The following is a 22200-nucleotide window of genomic DNA, read 5'->3' as shown; positions in this document are numbered from 1 at the left end:
GAATCCAGATGAAGGAAATCAGAATACACGGTCGAGGAGGCCAGGGTTCTGTTACCGCGGCTGAACTACTTGCCGTTGCAGCCTTTGAGGATGGAAAGTTCAGCCAGGCCTTCCCCGCTTTTGGGGTAGAGCGTAGAGGTGCCCCGGTGCAGGCATTCACGAGGATTAGCGATCGTCCTATCAGGCTTCGAAGCCAGATTTATACTCCTGATTATGTTATTGTCCAGGATGCAACTCTGCTTGAGACTGTTGACGTTGCAAGCGGGATAAAAGATGATGGGATAATTATTGTTAACACAACAGAAGCGCCGGAAAGCCTGAAACTCAACACAAAAGCCAGGGTCATGACCGTGGATGCCACAAAGGTGGCAATGGACATTATAGGTGTCCCCATTGTAAACACTGTCCTCCTTGGTGCTTTTGCGGGTGCAACTGGTGAGATCAATGTTGAATCCATCAAGCATGCAATAATGGCTCGTTTTCCTGGAAGAGTTGGAGAGAAGAATGCAAACGCCATTCAGAAAGCCTATAAGCTCATCAGGGGGGAAGAGGCATGAGTAACGGATCTGAGCAAGACCGCAAAATACGCCCTGAAGTTCTGAAAACCGAGGAAAAAGAAGAGACGGGTATAAACATTACACGCTGCAGAGTCTGTAAGCCTGGTTCAACCCTTAAGAACAAAACCGGCGGCTGGAGAAATTTCCGTCCTGTTTATATTTATGAAAAATGCACTAAGTGCGGAATCTGCGAGATTGTCTGCCCTGATATGTCTGTCAAGCCCAGGGAAGACGGCTTTTTTGAATACGATTATGATTATTGCAAGGGTTGCGGCATCTGTGCAAATGAATGTCCTGCGGATGCAATTGAAATGATACTGGAGGAAAAATAATGATTGACCCAGCTTACAAGGAAAAAATGGTAGTTGTGGAAGGCTCCTATGCTGTAGCCCATGCTGCAAAAATCTGCCACCCAAACGTAATCTCAGCCTATCCGATTACTCCCCAGACCCATATTGTTGAAAACTTGGCGCAGTTCATAGCAGATGGGGAAATTCCCAACTGTGAGTACATTAATGTGGAAGCTGAATTCTCTGCAATTTCTGCCCTTATAGGTGCATCAGCGGTCGGCGCAAGAACATATTCAGCCACAACTTCTCAGGGACTTCTGCTTATGCACGAAGCGCTTTTCAACGCCTCGGGAATGAGGCTGCCCATTGTAATGACTGTGGCTAACAGGGCAGTAAGCGCACCGATCAATATCTGGAACGACCACCAGGATGCGATTGCCCAGAGGGACACAGGCTGGATTCAACTCTATGTAGAAGATGTTCAGGAAGCGTCTGACACCCTGCCCCAGCTTTACAAGATCGCAGAAGACAATGATATAATGCTTCCTGGCATGGTCTGCATGGACGGCTTTATCCTGTCTCATGTTTACGAACCTGTTGTCCTGCTCGAACAGGAATTGACCGATAATTTCCTCCCTGCTTTCCAGCCTGAAAATGTTCTTGACCCTGAAGACCCCAAGACCTTCGGAGCCTTTGCAGCTCCGGATACCTATGAAGAGTTCAGGTATCTTCAGGAACAGGCAATGCAAAAAGCTCTTCCGAAAATCGAGGCTGTGGCTAAGGAGTTCGAGGAAATCTTTGGCAGGTTCCACGGAGGACTTATTGACGGATACATGCTTGATGACGCTGAGATTATCGTCATGTCTATGGGTTCTATTCTCGGGACTATTAAGGACGTTGTTGACGAATACAGGGCAAGAGGAGAAAAGGTCGGCGTCTTAAAGGTAAGATCCTTCAGACCTTTCCCCAAGGAACAGATTAGAGAAGCCGTCAAGAACGCACATGCTGTTGTCGTACTTGATAAAAACATCTCCATAGGCACAAATGAAGGTGCTCTCTTTACCGAAACCAAGTCCTGCCTCTATAACAGCAATGTCCGTGTACCCATAATTGGTTACACAGTCGGCCACGGAGGCCGAGACGTACGCGCAGAAAGCATTGCAAAGATTATTGAAGAAACCAAGAAAGTTGCAAAGACCGGGATTACAGTTGAAAGCCAGTTCCTGGATCTTAAGGAGGAGTTGCTATGAGCAAACCCGCACCAAAAACATACATCAGCTCAGGGCATAGCGGCTGTGCAGGCTGCTGTGATGCCTTTGCTGCGAAATTCACACTTATGGGCTCAGGCCCTGATACCATTGTAGTTAACCCTACAGGCTGCCTTGAAGCAATGTCCACACCTTTCCCGAATTCTGCCTGGCAGGTTCCCTGGATCCACTCCCTCTTTGAAAACGCAGGCGCAGTTGCATCTGGGGTTGAAGCTGCGTTAAAAGCCCTGGGAAGAAAGAACAACACCAAGATTGTAGTAATCGGTGGCGACGGTTCGACCATGGACATCGGAATTGGCGCCCTCTCAGGCGCTTTTGAGCGAGGACACGACTTCACCTATGTCTGTATGGACAACGAAGCCTACATGAACACCGGGATTCAGCGCAGCAGTGGAACTCCATACGGTGCCAGCACAACAACAAGTCCGGCAGGAAAAATTTCCTTTGGTAACCCACGCCCCAAAAAAGATATGCCTGCCATTATGGCAGCCCACGGCTCTCCATATGTAGCCACAGCCTCGATAGGCTACCCGAGGGACATGATGCGTAAGGTCAAGAAAGCTACCGAAATCGTTGGTCCTACCTACATCCACGCACACGCCCCCTGTACAACAGGCTGGGGCTTTGACACCTCAAAGACCCTTGAGATCGCCAAATTAGCAGTCGAAACCTGCCTCTGGCCCCTTTATGAGATGGAAAATGGGGAAATTACACAGGTCAGAAAAATCAAGAACCCAAGACCGGTTGAAGAGTACCTCAAGACCCAGAAAAGGTTCAAGCATCTCTTCACCATGGAAGGTGGAGAAGAAGAAATAAAGAAAATCCAGGCAATAGCAGACTGGAACATAGAACACTTCGGACTTCAGTGAAAACTGAAGTTCTGTTTTTTAATTTTTGTTTTTGCTTTGAAATCGTGCGCTGTTTTCTTCGCTTTCAGTTAAGGAATTACAGAACTCGATAGCTTAGTTTTTCGGCAATCTCACGGGCTTCATCAGGAGAAAGAATCTGATAGCCTCTTTTTATGTAGTCACTTAACTCGTTTGAACGCACTACAGCCGTATGTTTTTCTTTTATATAGGGAATGTCTGCACCAGTGACAGCTATTATTGACTTTACCTCTATCTCGTCTTTTGCAAGTCGGAAATAAATTTTTTGAAACATATTCCCGTATTTAAGATTATTCAGATATCTGTAAGTAAGGTAACTGCTTCTTTGAATTTGATCGTAAGGTGTATAGGAGTTCTCTCTGAATACTTTCTGGACATATTCATAACTCCAGTTCTTTACCTCAATGACATAAACTCCTGTTGGACCCACAACCAGATGATCTATCTGGGCTGATTTTAGTTTCGAGCCCTGAAAAGTTATGTACTCATCAAGCTCCAGAAATAAATCATTAAGTAAGAAATAACTCTCAGATAAATTTTCAAGGTTTTTGATTACCTCAAGCTCTCCAATTGCACCTTTATATTCATTGGTACTTTTGATTTTGTTTATCCTCTCAAGGTTCTCAGAGAGAGGCTGTAGCCACCTTTCTATCTCTTCATTCTTGTTACTTTTTAAATAGGCATATCTGTTATTCAAGTCTTGGAACTCAGAGTATTCTTCTCGAAGCAATTTATTGATCTCTTTTTGAGGATTGAGCCTCAAATCCTGAATGAGCCTTGTCTTATTATATAAGGCTAATTTAGCTCTTAAGTACGAAAATAGGGAACTCAGGCTAAATCTGATATTCTCGAGCTCATAAATCTCACTCTCGAGATCCTTTATCCTCTGACTAATATTGTTCTTAATTTCGAGCGACCTTGATTCTATCTCTCTTTCAAGATTACCTATTTCGGTTTCCAGTTCTTTTATTTCAGTTTCAATTTTATCACATTCAGCCGAATATCTCAACCTGTACTGGTTTTTAAGATATCTTTCCTCTCTGGATATATCATCAAGGCATTCAAACTGAAAACCCAGTTCTCTGGCAATTTTGATTAAACTTTTTTCAGCGCCCGAACACCCGAAGACTTGAACGATTTAAATCCCACCTTAAGTATCTGCAGAGAATATTTTAAAATTAGACTGTCTATACATTTAAATTGTGTTCTTAAACCCGAGCTTCTTGATAAGCGATCCTGTGGATCTTAAGCTGAAAAAACATTAACCTGTGCAATTTTTATTGCCAATAAGCTATTGTGTAGAGGCGCTCTATATGCAGATTAAAGGTAAACCTAAATTCAAAACTTGAATATATTAAACCTCAAAGTGAGAAATATAGAATGGAGAATGAGAAAAATTTTGAGGTAAATTAGGAAAAAATAACGGTAAAAATTAAGACAAAGTTAGAAAAATAACGGTAAAAAATAAGACAAATAAGAAAAAATAATAAAGGTTAGGATAAATAAGAATAGATTCGTATCAAATATGAATAGGCATCTGTTTCAAATGCCGTTTTTTGTACCGTTTTTCGTAAACCGTTTTTTAATAAATCCGTTTTTCGCGTGCCGTTTTTCAAAGACACCGTTTTTTTCACAGATGCCTTGCACTCCAGATATCTTTGAGTAATATAAACCTACGGATGTACTGAAAATTAAATATAAGGTTCTGGAAGTACCGTAAAATATATTAGAAGTTCAGGGATAAACAATAAAGAAAATTTTCTTCCGCGTAAGAAATTAGGCTTGAAAACACATTTGGTTGTTACGATTAATAATCCCAGGTCTTTTTACAACTTTTACAACATTTTTAAAAATATATACGTTTAAACCTCTAAATCATAAAAGAATGACTTATAGAAAAAAAGGAAGTTACCGGATGATCATAATATCAACTGGTCTGGCTTTTACCAAATGATCATATATCAGCTGACGATGTCCAGCTTTTATCGGATGATCCATATCAGCTGACGATATCTGGCTTTTACCGGAAGATTACAGATCAACTAACGGTAACGGTCTTCTCAGATCAGGCAAATAACCTTCTCTGTGTAGGGCAATTTTATAGTCACTTATTGATGCACATAATTTGTGGGTATATTTTATGCAGTCGGTACCTACATTTCCCTTAAACAATAGTTTTTCTATTTTTTCTACAAATTCAGGGTAGGTTAATATCATTTCCTCTTTGGTGTGCAGAAATAGGGCTGTAAAGTCCCTGTGGATGCCCATGCTTCTTTTAAGCAGTTCAACGTTCAGATGATCCTCTGACAGATAGGGGTTAAATTTCACAAAGGTGTGAAAATCTGCAATATTCTGGTTTAAAGAGTTGAGGATTGAATACAGCACATTATCAGTTTCCGGAAGGGGGATATCCGGAAGGCCGAGGTATTCTCCGTCAAAGGATTCGTTTTTTTTAATATTTTGATCCCGGGTTGTATCACGATCCATTTTATCACCCTGATGTGGCGTTCTGTTTCTAAATAATCTGGTGGTTGCTGTCTTAATAACGGGTTTGTTCACTTGTCTGGGGTGGCTTTTAGATACATTTACTGGATCTGCATAGGGTGGCTCTAGATAAATCCAGTATGTTTACTTGCCAGCGTATCCGTCGCTCCCCCACTCGAAGCGGTTTTACGCACATGGGTTAGATGCTACAGATTCCGTTTTTCTTTTCGAATCCAGCTGAGAGATTTATTCCTGGGATTCTGTAAAATGAAATCTATTAAACGATTAGGCTCTTACATCTCACCATATATAAAATTTTGTCTTAATAAGACGCCATAAATATAATTGAAAGAGAATTGGTTCTCGATTTCGCTAAAATTTTCACATTATCTATCAGAACAGAGGCTCAGGATCTCTCTAAACCCCCTGAGCTTCTTCTATTCTCAAGTATCTCCATCCCAAAAGCTGTAAGTCCGTATATAAGACTCAGTACGAGAATAATCGTTGCACCAGATGGGACATCCAGAGCATACGAAAGGCCTATTCCAGTAACGCTGATCACAGTTCCGAAGAGTATGGAAATCAGCATCATTTGCTTCAAGTTATGAGTGAATCTTCGACTAAGGGTAGCAGGAATGGTAAGAAGCGCGATCACAAGAATAATTCCTACGACTTTAATAAGAACTACGACTGTCAAGGCAATAATACAGAGCAGGAAAAGATAAAGCTTCTCTGTAGGAAGCCCCTGCACAGTTGTGAATTCTTCATCAAAAGAGAGGGCAAGGAACTCCTTATAAAACAGATAAACTGCACATACTATCAGGATATCAAGAGCCAGCATAAAGTAAAGGTCAGAGCGGGGTACTGTCAAAATGTTTCCAAAAAGATAGGTCATAAGATCAGGGGCATAGCCAGGGGTCATATAGACGAAAATTATACCAAGTGCCATTCCAAGCGACCAGAGTATACCTATAGCGCTGTCTTCCGGAATTTTAGATCTCTTGCTTACGGTTCCCATTATAAGAGCTGAAATCAAGCTGAAGGGAAGGACCCCGTACATGGGGTTGACTCCAAGATAATAACCCAGCCCGATGCCCCCAAAGGAAGCATGGGCTATTCCACCACTAATGAAGACTATTTTTTTGACGACAACATAGACCCCAATAATCCCGCAGGCTATGCTTGCAAGAACTGCAGCTGCAAGGGCATTCTGGATAAAACTGTATTGCAGAAGCTCAAACATCTTTTTTTCTCCCTTGTTTTTCGACCAGCTTGACCTTCAGGGATTTCCCTCGTGGTTACTCAGCACTCTGTGAGGCATACCATGGGCAATTAGTTCAACAGGGCACTGATAAGTGGCTTCAAGGTCTTCAATCGGGATTTCCTTAGAGTTATGGTAATGGAGTTTGCGGTTTAAGCAAGCTATTTTATCAACATAAACCGAAACAGCACTTAAATCGTGAGTAACCATGATAATCGCCATCTTATGTTTGAGCCTATCCAGCAGGCGGTAAAGTTCATCCTGCATATGAGGGTCAAGCCCAGAATTGGGTTCATCCAGAAGCAGGAGTTTGGGGTTTGTAGCAAGAGCCCGTGCAATGAAGACCCTTTGCCGCTGCCCACCAGAGAGTTGCCCTATCTGCCTGTCTCTATACTCAAACATCTCTACCGTCTTCAGGGCATCTTCAGCAGCTTTTCTGTCTTCTTCCCTATAATTTTTCAAAAGACCCGTATGGCTCATCCTCCCCGTAAGCACAACTTCCCAGACGCTGATAGGAAAATCAAAGTCAAACCCTTTATATTGAGGGACATAGCCTACAAGCTCCCTGCTCTTCTCGGGAGGTTTCCCAAAGAGCTTCACACTACCCCTGTAAGGCTTCAAGAGCCCCAGGAGCACTTTGAGAAATGTGGTCTTTCCTCCCCCATTGGGTCCGATTATTCCAAGCAGTCCGTTGGGCTCTTTAAGCTCCAGATTTATTCCCTCAAGAATTGTCTGATTTCCATAGCGAACCCAGACATCTTTCAGTTCTATGACCTTCTCCATCGCCTTTCCTTCCGAGATCGTTTTTATATAATTGGATTATGTTCTTCTGGTATTTAGCTAATGAAACTCGAATACAGACGTTATTGGCTTCACACAAGGTTTCGGGCAAAAACATCGGACACCCTATCCATGTTTTTAATGTAATCCTTTGCAAGCGGGTCTACAGCTATAACCTCACCATCTATCTCTTCGGCTACAGCCTGCGCACTCCGTGTGCTGAATTGAGGCTGGACAAAGATCACCCTAACCTGTTTTTCTTTTGCAATGTCCACAATTTTCGCCATGTCCTGAGCGCTCGGTTCTTTTCCCTCAGTTTCAATAGTAATCATTGTAAGCCCGTACTCTGCTGCAAAATATCCCCAGGATGGATGAAAAACCATGAAATTCCTTCCTTTTTTTCCCTCGAGTTTTTCCCGGATTCTGGCATCCAGGGCATCAAGTTCCTTAAGGTAAGCATCCCTGTTCTGGGCATAGTATTCTTTGTTCTCAGGGTCGAGTGTCACAAGCCCCTCGTAAATATTTTCAACCATTATTTTTGCATTTGCAGGAGACGTCCAGATATGGGGATCAAGCTCCTCTTTATGTGCATCAGTCACAGATTCGCCCTCATGTCCTTCAAGCTCGCCTGGAGGTCTTCCTTTCGTCTCTTCTTCACCGTGGGCAGCAAGCTCCTTCAGCTCAATTCCGCTAGAAGTGTTTACAATAAGAGTCTCACTGCTGGCGCTTTCAAACCTCCTGATCCAGACCTCCTCAAAGGGCATTCCAGTTCCGACCGTTACATACATACGAGCTTTGCTTACTTCCCTCAGTTCTCTTGGAGAAGGCTCATAAGTGTGAGGATCTGCTCCCGGAGGAATGACGACAATGGTTTTTACTTTATCTCCACCCACTTTTTCTACAAATTCGGCTTGAGGAAGTACACTTACAGCTACAATTATAGGCTCACCTGTTTCTGCTTTTTCTACTGCCTGTCCTGTACTTCCATTTACCTGGGAATCGCCTGGACTCATGCAACCGCTGGCAAAAAGGCTCAAACCTACAGTCAAGAGCATCAATAAAGGTAGAATTTTCAGATTCATGCTTGAGATCACGCTTTCTTCATTCTCACTTCTTTCCTGGCTGACTAACTCATTTCTGGATGGAATAAAGACCGATGTCAGAAAAAAATAAACCTGGAATCCAGAATTTATTTACATCCAGAGCCTGTAATATTCAAATTTGGACATACCCCAAACTTTTGAGTTATCAGAAAACTTATTTGGTACAAGCCCAAATTTATCTCTATAAATTTATTAATAGGGATTTATTTTATGTTAGTATTCCATCTATACTTCATTTATTTCGGCACTGAATGATGATTTTCTTCATGCAGGCACTTTTCATGACTTATTTCTCCACATACTCCAAACATCGGATGACCCATTGAGTTGCAGATTTTATTTACGGCGTCCCTGGAGACAAAAGCTTCAAAGCGTGAGACCTCATCACATGCCTCCTTCGAAGAAAGCCCGTAGTGGGTTAAAAGAAGACTGAGAATCCTGTGTCTTCGGACAAGAAATTGGGTATATGCTTTTCCCATTTCAGTCAGGTCTACACCCTTGTAGGGGACGTGATTCAGGTAGCCTGCACTTGCAAGCTCGTTTAAGGTTTTGCTTGTAGTTGAAGGGTCAACCTGCAGACCAGAGGATATTTCTGTAGTTTTTACAGTACCTCCTTTTTCAAGAATGAACTTGAGATAATCTACCTTTCTTGGGGAGAGTTCAAGACCTGTAAATTCAGGATAGCTTTGATCGTTCATATAAAGAAATACAAAAAACCGGTATTTATTGTTTGCCACATGCCAAATTATGAACTTATAGTTGTGCTTTAGCAAAAATAAAAAGGATATGAAAATACAAAAAGAGTCGAGCCTCCTCCCGGAAAAAATGGAGAGGATAACTCCTGTAAGAAGCGCAATGTTTGGATCTCCCAGAAACTCAAGCATAGGGTACGAATGTTCAAAACCTGTATTAAAGAAAATAAAGATTAAAGGGAAAAAGATAGGAGCGTAAGCCTCAAGCCGCCGGGGTTTTTCAGCAGTACTCTTATAAACTTTCATATTTTTTTCAGAATTTCAGCTCTTTTTTCATTTACTCTATTAGAAATGCTTTTGAGTTCAGTTTCTCCAAGCCATCTGGCATAAAGGTAACCTGCAATGGAAACCGGAACTGCAACAAGAAGTCCCAGGATAAAAAGCCTGTCAATGCTGCTGAGAGTTCCCCCGCTGCCGAAATTACTACAGGTGATGGGTAGACCAGGTTAAACGAGGCAACAGCCCCAAGTGCAAGTGCAGTTGCAGTGGAAATAAGGGGGTCATCAAGTCTGGCAGCCAACTCTTTAGTTATTGGAATAAAGATAACATAGGCAAGAATGTAACACATCAGGGGCACAGAAAAAAGAAAACCAAAGAGATTCAGAGCAAGCAGAGGATTTCTGGAAAAACGTATAATATCAGAAGCTATTAAGGACATTCCTCCCGTGCTCTGCAGCAGAATTCCGATGACACTTCCACATGTAATAATGATAGCAAAACGGGAAAAAACACTGCCTAACCCTTTGGTTATCGCTTCAACCGTACTCAGGGGTTCTCCTGCAAGAATGCCCGTAAACACAGATACAAGAATAAGGCTAAGAAAAGGGTGCAACCTGAATCTAGCTGTAAGAAGCAGAATTAAGAAAAGGGCGAGAAAAAATATAATCACAGGATGCATGTTTTAAAATTTGCCCATGAATTTTTAAATATTTTCTTTAGCAGAGGACAGTTCATTAAGTTCTTCAATTTCTTCTTCTCCAAGTACTTTCGCAAGATTCAGAATAATAAGAAGCCTGTCCCCCACTTTTCCGACACCGGTTAGATATTCTGAATTGATTTTCGATTTGATTATCTCAGGGGGCGGTTCAATTGAAGAGAGAGGCAGGTGCATAACTTCCTTTACAGAATTTACAAGCATTCCAGTGACGGTATCTTTGACTTCCACTATGAGAATTCTGGACAAGCTGTCGGTATCTTTTGGCTGAAAGCCAAGCCGCTTATTAAGATCTATCACCACGAGAATTTTTCCCCGCAGGTTAATGAGTCCTTTTACGCATTCAGGAGCCTGAGGAATGCGGGTGATTCTCGGGACAGGAATAACTTCAGAGACCTGCATGATATCTACTCCGAACTCTTCGCCTGAGAGCTCAAAGGTTACTAAATGGAGACTTTCTTCCTGGAGCTTTGAATTCTCTTCTAATGTCTCTTCAAACATTTGCATTCCTCAAACTGATTCCGAATTTTTATCTACTGTGCTTTCCGAACCTTCTAATTCCGAATTTTAACCCACTGTACTTTCTGAACCTTCTTTTGAGTCACCAAGCTTGAATTTCTCCGTAGCTTTTCTCATCTTTTCTCCAAGCAAAGAAAGGTCGCTTGCCATATTGGCAAGTTCTGACATTGAAGCACTCTGTTCCTCAAGAGCTGCAGCAGTTTCCTGGGTCCCTGCGGCTGACTGCTCCGAGATTGAGGAAATATCTTCCAGGGTGGAAGTGATCTCTTCAATGGATGCGGACTGCTCCTCTGTAGCGGCTGCAATGTCCTCTATCATATTTGTGATTTCATTGATTGTAGAAACAATCCCCGCAACCATTTCAACTGCATTGCTAACGGATTGTGAGCCGATCTGCACATCTTTCTTGCTGGCTTCTATGCTTTCAACGGTTTCGCTGATGCTGCTTCTTATTTCGTCGATCAGTTTGGAAATACTATTCGCTGCGCGGCCAGATTCATCAGCAAGTTTTCGGACCTCATCAGCCACAACAGAGAAACCTCGGCCGTGTTCGCCAGCTCGGGCAGCCTCAATTGCAGCATTCAGTGCAAGCATATTTGTCTGGTCCGCAATTCGGGTAATAAGAGTTACAATCTCATAGATCTGCTGAGATTTAGAGTCCAGATCCATTATCACATTCTGGGTCTCATCAACGGAGGAGCGAATAAGATCCATTTTTGACAGGATTTCTCTTGAAGCATCTCCAATATTATTTACAGTATTATTAACAAGATTTGTATTTTTAGAAACTTTCTGAGTGTTGTCCGCAATTTCCTGGATATTATGGGTCATGTCCCGCATTGCATGAGTTATATCCACTATCTTTGCACTCTGTATTTCTGCCCCGTTTGAGATCTCAGCTGCGGTGTCAGAAATTTTTCTTGACGCCGACGCTACTTCTTCAGAAGAGGCAGACATCTCCTCCGAAAGTGTGGAGAGATGAATTGAACTTTCCTGAATTCCTTTGATCAGACTTTGAAGGCTCTCAACCATTGATTTAAAAGCCTCTGATAGTTGAGAGATTTCACTCCTGGAATTCCCTTTTATCTGAACATTGAGGTCTCCCTCAGAGATCCTTTCGGCTGCTTCAAGTAATTCGTAAATAGGTTTCCTGTAGACATTCAGAATTACAAAAACAAGTAAGGCACCGATAAGTATTGAAAGAAAAGTAACCAGGAAGATTTTATTCATAGAATCTGTTATCAGAGTATCAAGTCTCGCTTTCTGGTCAGCACTGGCCTCCTGAGCAATTCCTTCAACCTCCGCAGCTATGAGTGCCATATTCTGCATCTCAGCAGCCTTTCTTTCTTTAAGAACTTTCAGGCGATCAAATGCAGTCTGGATTTCTCTGGCACTGGCAATTATTGAATCTCCACGCTCAACATCTTCAGGTTCCACCATCTGCTCTTTCAAGTCCCCGGTGACTTCAATTATATCTTCCATAAGCCGATCGAAGTTTTCCGCATGCTCATTTTCGGAAGTAATTATATAGCTCTGATATTCATTTTGAGCTCTCATTGCAAGTATGCTGACTTTCTGGGCTTCCTGAGCATTGGACAATTTTTGCTGGAGAATCTCACTCGATGAATCGTTCTCCTGATACTGTTCATATTGAAGCATCTGGTCCTGATAGATCTCATCCGCTTTCTGCAGAATAAGCTCGCCATTTGAGACAATATCGGTCCTCAGAGCAGTCTCTTCATTCTCTGCTGCAACATAACTGTCAAAATTTTCTCTAAATTTCTTCGACGTCTCCAGAACGGCATCCATCCGTTCCTGATTAGCAGGGTCAAGATAGCCCAGATATATTTCCTTGGATATAGCTGCCTGTGTGGGTACAAGATCAAGACGTCTATAAGTCTCGTTCTTATAATGAGGGTCACCATGAATAACATAATATTCCTGAGCTCCCAGGGCTCCCTGCATGTTATTCATGATAAAGGTCATGTTTTGAATGGCTCGGCTCTTTTTCTCAACATCGCTCATACCCTGATAGCCTGTGTACCCAACAAAAAAAATCAAAATCAGAAGAAGAGCAAAACCTATAACTACATGCCCTATTTTTGTGGTTTTATACATCTTTTTCACCCTCACCCGTACCTCCAGCTTCTCTGCCTCTATACCCATTCTACCTGCAATTGAGCTATTACGCTGGCAGCACCACCCGCTGAAGGTTTTTACCTTAATTATTAATATTTTGTTTTTGAGACTGCAACTCCATGTTTATGTTTAATCTTTAGTTATCAGGGTTCTGAACTTGTAAGAAATTTTTCGACCTGCGAGCCAAAATCGCCAAAATTTATGGGTTTGGCGACAACAGCATGACATCCAGCCTTAAGAAACTTCTCTCTACTTTCGGAGTCTGAATGACCTGTAACTGCAACTACCCTAACGCTTCGGGTTTCAGGATTATGTTTGATTCTTTGAAGCAGCTCAAGACCATTCATTTTAGGGAGTTCCATATCAAGCAATATTAGATCAATTTTCGCTTTATTGAGAATCTCAAGAGCTTCAAATCCATTTTTAGCCTTTTTCGGTTCATACCCAAAAGATTTAAGTAAGTTGGCTTCAACCGTCAGATTGAGTAAATTATCTTCAACAATCAGGATTTTGGGCACTGGAATCTACTCCTAGGGGGACTTGAAGATTTTGTAAAGGATCTCTATAGAGAATTTCTCATACGTATGGTCTTCGTTAAGATTTCTATAAATAATGTTTTTGTGAAGGGAATTTTATAAGCACGATTTTTACAAGAGAAACCTTGTAAGCAAGCTTCCATGTAATGGGATTTCTAATGGAGCGTCGAATAACGAACCTTTTCTGAAAGATCTGATACAGGAAAATATGAAATGAAATTTCTCATTTATATTTTCAGCGAGTATATCTAGACCTGTAAATTATATCAGAATAATTTCTCAGTTTATTGGTCATATATGAAATTTGAGAGAATATAAATTTATTTGCTAACTTTAGAGTCATATTTTCAATATATAAACAGCGATAAAAATAACTTATTTAAACTGTGGTATCATTTTTGGCGTTATTATTTTAGAAAAGGGTTTAAAATCAAGGCAAAACCAGGTTAAAAACAAGTATGGTAGTATTCTTACTTTTTAAGGTGAATGTTATTAATATTTTTATTTAACTCTAGAGATCAAATCAAGATTAAACTGAAAAATTAAATACAGTCTAGAATACAGTCTACAAATTTTATGAACGCAATGTTAACATGCTATTTCTTGAATCTTCTTAATAAATTTTTAACTTAATAATTTGGAAAAGATAATTAAAAAAGTTTAATATAGCATGTCTCGCATATATTTTTCTAACAATTGGAATAGATTTGCCTTAACAGGAGGATTTGCGCCGGTTACGTTTGTTAACCGTGAGTAGCTTTTTAACTGAGGTGTTTTGATTCATAGATTGGTTTGAAGAATACGCAGGCAAGAAGCGAAATTCGGCACACGTGGTAAATAAGGTGTCGGAACGCTCAAAAATAAGAGTGTAAAAATTTCCGATATTGTTGCTTGTTCAAGAACGAAAGAAGGGAAATGCATGGCCAGAGTTATGATCGTGGATGATGCCGAATTTATGCGAATGATAATTAGAGATATCCTTCTTATGCATGGACATGAAGTGGTTGCTGAGGTAGGTGACGGGGAAGAGGCTATTCAGACATATCTCGAAGTAAAGCCCGATATTGTGTTAATGGATATAATTATGCCAGATATGGATGGAAGAGAGGCACTGCAAAAGCTTCTTACTGTGGACCCGGAAGCAAAGATAGTAATGTGCTCCTCCCTTGGACAACAGGCGCTCATAACCGAATCAATGAAGATAGGTGCTATGGGTTTTATTGTAAAGCCTTTTGAGCCTAATGGAATGCTGGATGTAATTCGGAAAATCGCTGAACCAAATTAGATAGGTTTGAAGCCCGTTAAGTCAGGCTACTGTTAAATCGAGTTAAATCAGAGTGCTGTTAAATCGAGTTAAATCTGGTTGTCTTTAAATCAAACTTCGTTAAGTGAAGCTCTAGATAAAAGTGAAGCTCTAGATAAATCTAATTTATCAAGTATAAATCTGATTTATCAAATAAATCTAATTTACAAATAGAAAATTAACTTATCAAATCCAGTTGCTTTTGATTAAATCATTATTATTTTAACTTAACTATTGTTGGTCAGAGTATTAAAAATTGAACTCTACATAACTCCACATTTAACAAAAAGTGCTTGAGATGACTATCCGCGCACTCATAGTAGATGATTCTGCTTTAATTCGCAAGCTTCTTTCCGATATTCTCAGTAGAGACCCAAATATCGAGGTCATAGGAACAGCAGTTAATGGAAAGGACGGACTTGAAAAGATTGATAAATTGAAGCCTGATGTTGTTCTTCTAGACAATGTTATGCCTGTCCTTGATGGTCTCAAAACTCTTGCGCGAATTATGAAAGAGTGTCCGACTCCTGTTGTGATAGTCTCAGCCCTTGGGGAGAGAGCTAAAGAAATTACGCTTACAGCTTTTGAATACGGCGCAGTGGATGTAATCCAGAAACCTGAAGGAATTCTCAGTCAGAGCATGCCAGACATAGCAGAAGAAATTTGTAGAAAAGTCCGGGCAGCTGCAAAAGCCAATCTTGAAAATCTGAAATGCATGCGAAATCAAGAACTGGTAGAGCCGGAAATAAATGGAATGAGAGAAAAAACAGAAAAGAGCAGACCCCAGAGAGAAAATGTTTTCGTGAGAAACGTGCTTGCAATAGGCGCATCCACTGGAGGTCCAAGAGCCCTGGAGAAGCTCATAAGTGCATTTCCTGCCGACATTCCTGCCGCAATCCTGGTAGTACAACATATGCCTCCAGGTTTTACGACATCTCTTTGTAAAAGACTTAGTTTAAAAACAGCCCTCAGGGTAAAAGAAGCACAGGAGGGGGACAGGGTAGAAGAAGGGACTGTCCTTGTAGCCCCTGGAAATTATCATATGGAAATCGTACAGAGAACCGTAAACGGTCGAAAAAGAGAAATCGTGCATCTTTCATCTGGCCCGAAAGAGCTGGGCTCAAGACCGTCAGTAAATGCCCTTTTCAGGTCTATTGCCCCGATTTATGGTTCCAGAGTGGTTTCCCTCGTTCTGACAGGAATGAGCTGCGATGGAGCGGATGGAGCTGAGGAAGTTAAAAAAATGGGAGGAAAAATAATTGCTGAGGCAGAGAGTTCATGTGTAATTTACGGAATGCCAAAAGAGATTGTGAAGCGAAATCTTGCAGATTTTGTGCTTCCTCTGAACAAAATGGCTGAAAAGATTATAAAAATGATAAGCTAACTTTTTATAAGAATAACAAGTAACTTTTATAAAAAAATAAAGTAACTTGTGGAACCAGAGCAGGGAAAAATTATGGACATGTCAATATATATGGATATTTTCAGGGCAGAATCTGAAAAATACATTAAAGAAATGAGCGATTCCCTGCTCGCACTTGAGAAAGATTCTGATAATTCAGAACAGATGAATACACTATTTCGTGCAGCTCATACATTCAAAGGTATGGCTGCAACAATGGGTTTCAAACAGATTGTCAAATTAACACATGAAATGGAAAGCCTGATAGATAAGCTGCGCACACAGCAGCTTATACTTGATTCTTCTCTGATTGATGTTCTTCTGATATGTGTGGACACTCTTGAGAAGCTTGTTGAAAATGCCCTTGATGAGAATGAAAACAGCTCTGGAAAGATAGAAAAAGACACAGGCAATGAATACAAATCTTATTCTGATATTGACGAGTTGCTGAGAACTTTAAGAAATGTTAATCAGCCTCTCAAAAAAGCTCCACTTCAAAAAGATAAAGATAAACCTTTAGATGAAGACAACCGGTCTTTAAATGAGGATGAGTCTTTAGATGAAGATGAACAGTCTTTAAATGAGGATGAGTCTTTAGATGAACGATACTTAAATGAAGATAAGTCTTTAGATGAAGAAGGATCCTTATTTTTGGAAGAGCAGAGCAATAAAAATCAGAACTTATCAAGTATTGAAGAAGCGGCATTGACTGAAAGAATTTCAGAAGCTGTTCATCAAATTGAAAGAAGTACTGAGGAAACTGAAAAGAAATCTTACAGTATTAAAGAAGAAATTTACGAGACTGAAAAAAGTTACGAAACTGAAAAAGGTTACGAGACTGAAAAAAGAACTCATCAGGCAGAAAAAAAGGAAAATAATTCTATTTCTCCAAAATCTGATTTTAAAGTAAAAACTATCCAGAGCTCAAGAATCAGCACCGAGCAGCTTGATAAATTGATGAATCTTGTGGGTGAGCTCATAATTAATCGTAGCAGAATAAATGAGCTTACAATCAACATGAGATCAAAAGATCTTGAGATTGCACTTTCAGAATTTTATAATCTGACGAAAGAGTTGCAAGATGAGATTATCGAAGCAAGAATGGTACCCCTGGATCACATTACCTATATCTATCCCAGGATGGTAAGGGATCTTGCACGAGCCCAGAATAAAAAAATTGATCTTATAATCAAAGGGAAGGAAATCAAACTTGATAGGACTATTCTTGAAGAAATCGGAGATTCTCTGGTGCACCTGCTAAGAAATGCAGTTGATCACGGCATCGAGACTCCTGAAATACGTGCTGAGCTTGGGAAAAGAGAGACCGGCACTATAATCATTACAGCTTCAAGACAGGAAAATTTTGCTCTTATAAAAATCGAGGATGATGGACGCGGAATAGATACCAGCGAAATCCTGAGAGCTGCATTGAAAAAAGGAATCATATCAAGAGAAAGTGCGGAACAACTTCAGGAAAATGAGGTAATGCAGTTTATCTTTGCTCCGGGATTCAGTACCTCTGGCACAATTACCGATATCTCTGGAAGGGGAATCGGAATGGATGTTGTAAAAAACAGAGTTGAGTGCCTTGGAGGATCAGTAAGAGTCGAGTCAAAGCCCGGCATTGGCTCCAGATTCGAATTGAGGCTGCCTTTAACCATTGCAGTTTATCAGGCTATGCTGATAAGAGTGAGAGAGGAAAGATATGCAATTCCTTTTACAAATATAGTAAAAAATATAGAAATCAGCTCGCAGGAAATTAAGCATATCAACGGGCAGGAGGTAATTTTAATAGATGATAAAATTATTCCGCTTCTGAGGTTAAGAAGAGTATTTCAGCTGCCTGATGAAGATAAAAATAAGAATAATAACTTTGTAATTCTGGTTGAGAGGCATGGGCAACATATTGGGTTAATTGTTGATGAACTGCTTGGAAAACAGGAAGTAATAGTTAAGAGTTTCAAAAGCAAGCTCCTTGAGAACACCAGGGGATTTGCAGGAGCGACGATTCTGGGCGACGGAAACGTTATTTTGATAATTGATGTTAATGCCTTGATATCAAATTTTGATAGTTGGTGCTAACTCCCTCATTTGGAATAAGCGAGACAGATTAAATTTTCGAAAAAAATTAAATTCTGCATAATGACAAATATAGTACAAGACTAAGATCAGGTTAAAGTGTCTGGATAAACGAACTGCCGGTGAAGAGATGGGTAATTATTCGGTTAGAAAAGCAAGTGAGAATGAAACAAACAAAGAGATAAACAGAGAAACAAAGTCCTGTCGAATCCAGGAAATCAGTCGAATCCAAGAGATAGATCCGGGCTTTGAGCTATTAAAGAAAATTATTACTGGAAACACCGGCTTTAACTGTGAGCATTATAAAGAAGCTCATTTCAAACGCAGGATTAATGTACGCATTCGAGCCACTAACTCCGAGAGTTATGGAGCTTACCTGAAACTTTTAAAAAGAGACCCTCAGGAATATAAATTTCTTGTTGACACCCTTACTGTAAATGTAAGTGAATTTTTCCGAAACCCAGAGACCTTCAGTATAATTGAAAAAGAGGTCATTCCTCCTATTGTTAAAAACAGATCAGGGTCATTGATCCGATCAATCCGCATCTGGAGTGCTGGCTGTGCTGGAGGAGAAGAAGCCTATTCCCTTGCTATTCTGCTGCATAGGGTAATGAGAAGCGATTTCGATAAATATAAAATAAGAATTATAGGTACAGATATTGATGCCAAAAGCCTGGAAAAAGCCAGGAAAGGCATTTACTGCGAGAATTCACTTAAAAATCTTGATCTCAGCACAAAAGAACGCTATTTTGTGAAGCAGGGAGATACATATCAGGTAATAGACGAGCTGAAAAACATAACACGTTTTAAACATCATGATCTCATTTCAGGTGCAAAAATTGATCGTTTTGACATTATTGTCTGCCGAAATGTAATGATTTATTTTAAAAAAGAGATCCAGGAAAAATTGCAGCTTAATTTCTATCAAGCTCTTGAAAAAGGAGGATTTTTTATAATAGGGAAGTCGGAAACACTGATTGGAGCCGCATCCAGTCTATTTAAACCTTATAATACAAGAGAGCGCCTGTATGTAAAAGAAATCTCAAGGGATATTTATGGAAGAGATCGGGAATCTAAGGAATTTAAGTGAATACGAGTATGGGGCTTTGAAAGAGCTTGGAAACATCGGAATCGGAAATTCAGCGACTTCCCTCTATAAGCTAACAAATAGCCTGGTTCAGACAAGAGTTTTGAGCGCGAAATTAGATTTAATCGAAAATATACCGAAAATAACCAGCATTTCTGAGTTCCCGATTTTGGGGTCATTAATGCATATTGAAAAAGATCTGGCAGGGTATATTCTGGTCTTTTTCCCTGAAAAAAGCGTAAAGAACCTTGCTTTAATATTTTTAGATGAAGAAAAAGAAATAGATCTGATTAATGCTATGAACAGGCCTTTAATAGAAAAAGGAACAGATCTGATTGATACCATGAGCAGGTCTTTAATAGAAGAAGTTAGCCATATCGTGGCAGGAACTTACGTAACTGCACTCTCAAAGTTTCTTGATCTCACAATTCTGGTTTCAGCCCCTTATACAGTATATGATATGTCCAGCTCTATCCTCAATTCTGTGCTTACGGAGATGAGTTACAAGACGGACTTTTCCCTCTTGCTCGATACAGAGTTTCTGATAAAAGAAAAAGAAATTTGCGGTTATGTTTTAACTCTTTTTGATCCTGCTTCCCTGGACCGCCTGTTAAAACGAATCAACGAAATACCTCATTAGAAATCTGATTAACCGGAGAAATCGCTCCTAGCTATAAGACTACTTCTAACCAGAAGACGTTTACTAGGGAGATTTCGCAATCAGGAGGCTTTCTAAGGTTGACTGACTCGGGCATAATTATAGTGGGAATAGGAGCCTGTGCATTAGCCAGAAGTCCGATGAAAATTAAGACCTCCGTGGGCTCATGTGTAGGTGTAACAATATATGATAAGCAGGAGAGAAGAGGTGGGCTTCTCCATGCGATGCTCCCTAGTATAAATCAGGCACGGATAAAGGATAACCCCCTGAGATATACGGATTCCGGGATAGAATATCTCGTAACTGAGATAGTAAAAAAGGGCTCTTCCAGAAAAAAGCTCGAAGCAAAACTTGTTGGAGGAGCGCACATGTTTGAGAATGGGAACATGAACATAGGCGAAAGGAATATAGAATGTGCCAGAAATACCCTGGAAAAACTTGAGATACCAATTGTAGCTGAGGATACCGGGAAAAATTACGGGCGCTCAGTAACTCTTGATACCTCCACTGGTGATCTCCTCGTAAGAACAATTTTAAGAGGAGACTGGATAATTTGAGAGATTAATAATTTTACTTGTGTATAATTTTACGTGTTTGATTATCATTGAAGTTATCTTGAGAGATTGAGAGATTGAGAGTTATTGAGAGATTGAGAGTTATTGAGAGAATGAGAGTTATTGAGAGAATGAGAGTTATTGAGAGAATGAGAGTTATTTTGTATCTAATTAAGTAAAGCCACCTTATTTTCTATCTTTTCTTTGAAAAATTATATATTTGGTATAAATATTATAGCTGACATTGTTAGCCCCACTAATAAAACCAAAGTAAATAAATTAGCATAAAACTTTAAACGTAAACGTATGTCTAAGGCTAAGTCTGAAGTTAAGTAGTGTTTTAGTAACACTCCAAGGCTTTCAGTGAAACTAATGCTCCTGAAGCACTTTGAAGCTTTCAGTAACACCTCTAAGGCTTTCAGTGACACTCTAAAGCTTCCAGTGAAACTTCAATGCTCCCAGTAGCACTCAGAAGATCACAGTAACACCCTAAGGCTTTCAGTGAAACTCCAAAGCTTTCAGTGACATTTTGAGTAAACGATATATTATGTTATTCTGTAAGGTATCAGGAAAGTTCTGAAAGCTTATAGAAGACTGAGAAACAGGGAAAATCTAAACCTGACTATTAACAAAGCGACTTCAAATAACAATGATAGACAAAGAAGGAATCTTTATGGAAATTAATGGAGTAGAAATCGAAGATACATATGCAGAAGCGTTTCCTATCAAGATTGCAAGGATACTAATAACAGCAGCTACAAAGCGCTGGGCTCTTGTGGCAGCTACTGAAGCTACAGGTTTTGCAACATCTGTTATAATGTGTCCCGCAGAAGCAGGAATTGAGAGGTTAGCAAGTCCCAGCGAAACCCCTGACGGAAGGCCTGGTGTTTATATCCAGATCTGCACTTTCAAATATGAAGCTCTGGAAGAACAGTTGCTTGAGAGGATTGGACAGTGTGTGCTAACAGCTCCCACAACTGCTGTTTTCAACGGACTTCCTGAGGCTGAAAAACAATTTAATATCGGCTTTAAACTCAAATTCTTTGCAGACGGTATGGAGTCTGTAACTGAGATTGCAGGTCGCAAAATGCATAAAATCCCCATCATGGAAGGAGATTACCTGAATGAAGAAAATATCGGAGCTGTAGATGGAATTGCAGGTGGCAATTTCTTTATTTTTGGCGACTCTCAGATGAGCGCCCTGACCGCAGCAGAAGCCGCTGTCGATGCAATCTCAGAGCTTGAAGGTACAATTACTCCCTTCCCCGGAGGCATTGTATCCAGCGGATCCAAATCCGGTGCAAACAAATACAAATTCCTGAAGGCTACTGCTAACGAAAAATTCTGCCCTTCCATAAAGGATAAAATTGAAAACACTGAAGTCCCGGCAGATGTCAATGCTATTTATGAAATTGTTATTAACGGGCTTGATGAAGAAAGCATAAAAGCTGCCATGAAAGCAGGAATTAAAGCCGCTGTAACTGTTCCGGGCATTAAGAGAATCTCTGCAGGAAACTACGGCGGAAAGCTTGGGAAATATCAGTTTAAATTGCACGAGCTCTTCTGAGCTCAATAATTTATTTTTGTTTAGTATCCGTGCTTTACTG

General features: G+C 40.4%; 22 protein-coding genes. 12 read left to right on the top strand and 10 right to left on the bottom strand.

Going from position 1 to position 22200, the window contains the following annotated elements; translation table 11 throughout:
- Nucleotides 1-8: 8 nt before the first annotated feature.
- From MSTHT_RS09745 to porB, 4 genes are read left to right on the top strand one after another with little or no spacing between them, the layout of a single operon-like run.
- Nucleotides 9-557, top strand: a complete 549-nt coding sequence (locus MSTHT_RS09745) for a pyruvate ferredoxin oxidoreductase subunit gamma (RefSeq protein ID WP_048167607.1) — start codon at nucleotides 9-11, stop codon at nucleotides 555-557.
- Nucleotides 554-889 (top strand): pyruvate synthase subunit PorD, encoded by a 336-nt coding sequence (gene porD, locus MSTHT_RS09740; RefSeq protein WP_048167606.1) that lies wholly within the window; start codon nucleotides 554-556, stop codon nucleotides 887-889. The genes MSTHT_RS09745 and porD overlap by 4 nt, the downstream gene beginning before the upstream one ends.
- On the top strand, nucleotides 889-2097 hold the full coding sequence (gene porA / locus MSTHT_RS09735; protein WP_048167605.1) for a pyruvate synthase subunit PorA: 1209 nt from the start codon (nucleotides 889-891) through the stop codon (nucleotides 2095-2097). Before porD ends, porA begins: the two co-directional genes overlap by 1 nt.
- Nucleotides 2094-2984 carry a pyruvate synthase subunit PorB gene (porB, locus tag MSTHT_RS09730; protein ID WP_048167604.1) on the top strand — a complete coding sequence of 297 codons (891 nt, stop codon included), beginning with the start codon at nucleotides 2094-2096 and terminating at the stop codon, nucleotides 2982-2984. The genes porA and porB overlap by 4 nt, the downstream gene beginning before the upstream one ends.
- 76 nt (nucleotides 2985-3060) lie before the next feature.
- Here the strand turns inward: porB and MSTHT_RS09725 are convergent, their stop codons facing one another.
- The 6 genes from MSTHT_RS09725 to MSTHT_RS09700 form a co-directional block, all read right to left on the bottom strand.
- Nucleotides 3061-4011, bottom strand: a complete 951-nt coding sequence (locus tag MSTHT_RS09725; protein ID WP_048167603.1) for a nuclease-related domain-containing protein — start codon at nucleotides 4009-4011, stop codon at nucleotides 3061-3063.
- A 1022-nt stretch (nucleotides 4012-5033) separates the two neighbouring features.
- Nucleotides 5034-5489, bottom strand: a complete 456-nt coding sequence (locus MSTHT_RS09720) for a hypothetical protein (RefSeq protein ID WP_048167602.1) — start codon at nucleotides 5487-5489, stop codon at nucleotides 5034-5036.
- A 403-nt stretch (nucleotides 5490-5892) separates the two neighbouring features.
- Entirely contained in the window at nucleotides 5893-6729 is an 837-nt protein-coding gene (locus tag MSTHT_RS09715) for a metal ABC transporter permease (protein WP_048167601.1), read from the bottom strand.
- Between the two features lie 36 nt (nucleotides 6730-6765).
- A complete protein-coding gene (locus tag MSTHT_RS09710; protein WP_048167600.1) occupies nucleotides 6766-7530 on the bottom strand; it encodes a metal ABC transporter ATP-binding protein in 765 nt (254 codons plus the stop codon).
- Between the two features lie 89 nt (nucleotides 7531-7619).
- A complete protein-coding gene (locus MSTHT_RS09705) occupies nucleotides 7620-8609 on the bottom strand; it encodes a metal ABC transporter solute-binding protein, Zn/Mn family (RefSeq protein WP_048167599.1) in 990 nt (329 codons plus the stop codon).
- 257 nt (nucleotides 8610-8866) lie between these two features.
- Nucleotides 8867-9328, bottom strand: a complete 462-nt coding sequence (locus MSTHT_RS09700) for a metal-dependent transcriptional regulator (RefSeq protein WP_048168521.1) — start codon at nucleotides 9326-9328, stop codon at nucleotides 8867-8869.
- An 88-nt stretch (nucleotides 9329-9416) separates the two neighbouring features.
- Between MSTHT_RS09700 and MSTHT_RS15205 the strand changes: the two genes are divergently transcribed.
- Nucleotides 9417-9581 carry a hypothetical protein gene (locus MSTHT_RS15205; RefSeq protein WP_231588063.1) on the top strand — a complete coding sequence of 55 codons (165 nt, stop codon included), beginning with the start codon at nucleotides 9417-9419 and terminating at the stop codon, nucleotides 9579-9581.
- 78 nt (nucleotides 9582-9659) lie between these two features.
- Here MSTHT_RS15205 and MSTHT_RS09695 read toward each other — a convergent pair whose 3' ends face one another.
- The 4 genes from MSTHT_RS09695 to MSTHT_RS09680 form a co-directional block, all read right to left on the bottom strand.
- Nucleotides 9660-10280, bottom strand: coding sequence for a GntT/GntP/DsdX family permease (locus MSTHT_RS09695; RefSeq protein WP_052721872.1), 621 nt, complete (start codon nucleotides 10278-10280; stop codon nucleotides 9660-9662).
- Nucleotides 10281-10304: 24 nt separating this feature from the next.
- The gene (locus MSTHT_RS09690) at nucleotides 10305-10817 is read right to left on the bottom strand and encodes a chemotaxis protein CheW (protein ID WP_048167598.1); all 513 of its coding nucleotides are present in this window, start codon (nucleotides 10815-10817) and stop codon (nucleotides 10305-10307) included.
- 66 nt (nucleotides 10818-10883) lie between these two features.
- Entirely contained in the window at nucleotides 10884-13001 is a 2118-nt protein-coding gene (locus MSTHT_RS09685) for a methyl-accepting chemotaxis protein (RefSeq protein WP_231588062.1), read from the bottom strand.
- 116 nt (nucleotides 13002-13117) lie between these two features.
- The gene (locus MSTHT_RS09680) at nucleotides 13118-13492 is read right to left on the bottom strand and encodes a response regulator (protein WP_048167597.1); all 375 of its coding nucleotides are present in this window, start codon (nucleotides 13490-13492) and stop codon (nucleotides 13118-13120) included.
- A gap of 937 nt (nucleotides 13493-14429) precedes the next feature.
- On the opposite strand from MSTHT_RS09680, the gene MSTHT_RS09675 reads away from it, so the two are divergent.
- The 7 genes from MSTHT_RS09675 to fhcD all read left to right on the top strand — a co-directional run bounded on the left by MSTHT_RS09675 (nucleotide 14430) and on the right by fhcD (nucleotide 22160).
- The gene (locus MSTHT_RS09675) at nucleotides 14430-14795 is read left to right on the top strand and encodes a response regulator (protein ID WP_048167596.1); all 366 of its coding nucleotides are present in this window, start codon (nucleotides 14430-14432) and stop codon (nucleotides 14793-14795) included.
- 316 nt (nucleotides 14796-15111) lie between these two features.
- The gene (locus MSTHT_RS09670; protein WP_048167595.1) at nucleotides 15112-16197 is read left to right on the top strand and encodes a protein-glutamate methylesterase/protein-glutamine glutaminase; all 1086 of its coding nucleotides are present in this window, start codon (nucleotides 15112-15114) and stop codon (nucleotides 16195-16197) included.
- A 72-nt stretch (nucleotides 16198-16269) separates the two neighbouring features.
- A complete protein-coding gene (locus MSTHT_RS09665; RefSeq protein WP_048167594.1) occupies nucleotides 16270-18297 on the top strand; it encodes a chemotaxis protein CheA in 2028 nt (675 codons plus the stop codon).
- Nucleotides 18298-18424: 127 nt separating this feature from the next.
- Entirely contained in the window at nucleotides 18425-19384 is a 960-nt protein-coding gene (locus MSTHT_RS09660; RefSeq protein WP_048167593.1) for a CheR family methyltransferase, read from the top strand.
- Nucleotides 19350-20021 (top strand): chemotaxis protein CheC, encoded by a 672-nt coding sequence (locus tag MSTHT_RS09655; protein ID WP_048167592.1) that lies wholly within the window; start codon nucleotides 19350-19352, stop codon nucleotides 20019-20021. Before MSTHT_RS09660 ends, MSTHT_RS09655 begins: the two co-directional genes overlap by 35 nt.
- Before the next feature lie 98 nt (nucleotides 20022-20119).
- Nucleotides 20120-20596 (top strand): chemotaxis protein CheD, encoded by a 477-nt coding sequence (locus MSTHT_RS09650; protein ID WP_048167591.1) that lies wholly within the window; start codon nucleotides 20120-20122, stop codon nucleotides 20594-20596.
- 670 nt (nucleotides 20597-21266) lie between these two features.
- Nucleotides 21267-22160, top strand: coding sequence for a formylmethanofuran--tetrahydromethanopterin N-formyltransferase (gene fhcD, locus MSTHT_RS09645; protein ID WP_048168519.1), 894 nt, complete (start codon nucleotides 21267-21269; stop codon nucleotides 22158-22160).
- The last annotated feature ends 40 nt before the right edge of the window (nucleotides 22161-22200 follow it).

The sequence above is a fragment of the Methanosarcina thermophila TM-1 genome (assembly GCF_000969885.1).
Classification (GTDB): domain Archaea; phylum Halobacteriota; class Methanosarcinia; order Methanosarcinales; family Methanosarcinaceae; genus Methanosarcina; species Methanosarcina thermophila.
Note: the sequence above shows the minus strand (reverse complement) of the source record. Positions and strands in the feature narration are given on the sequence as shown.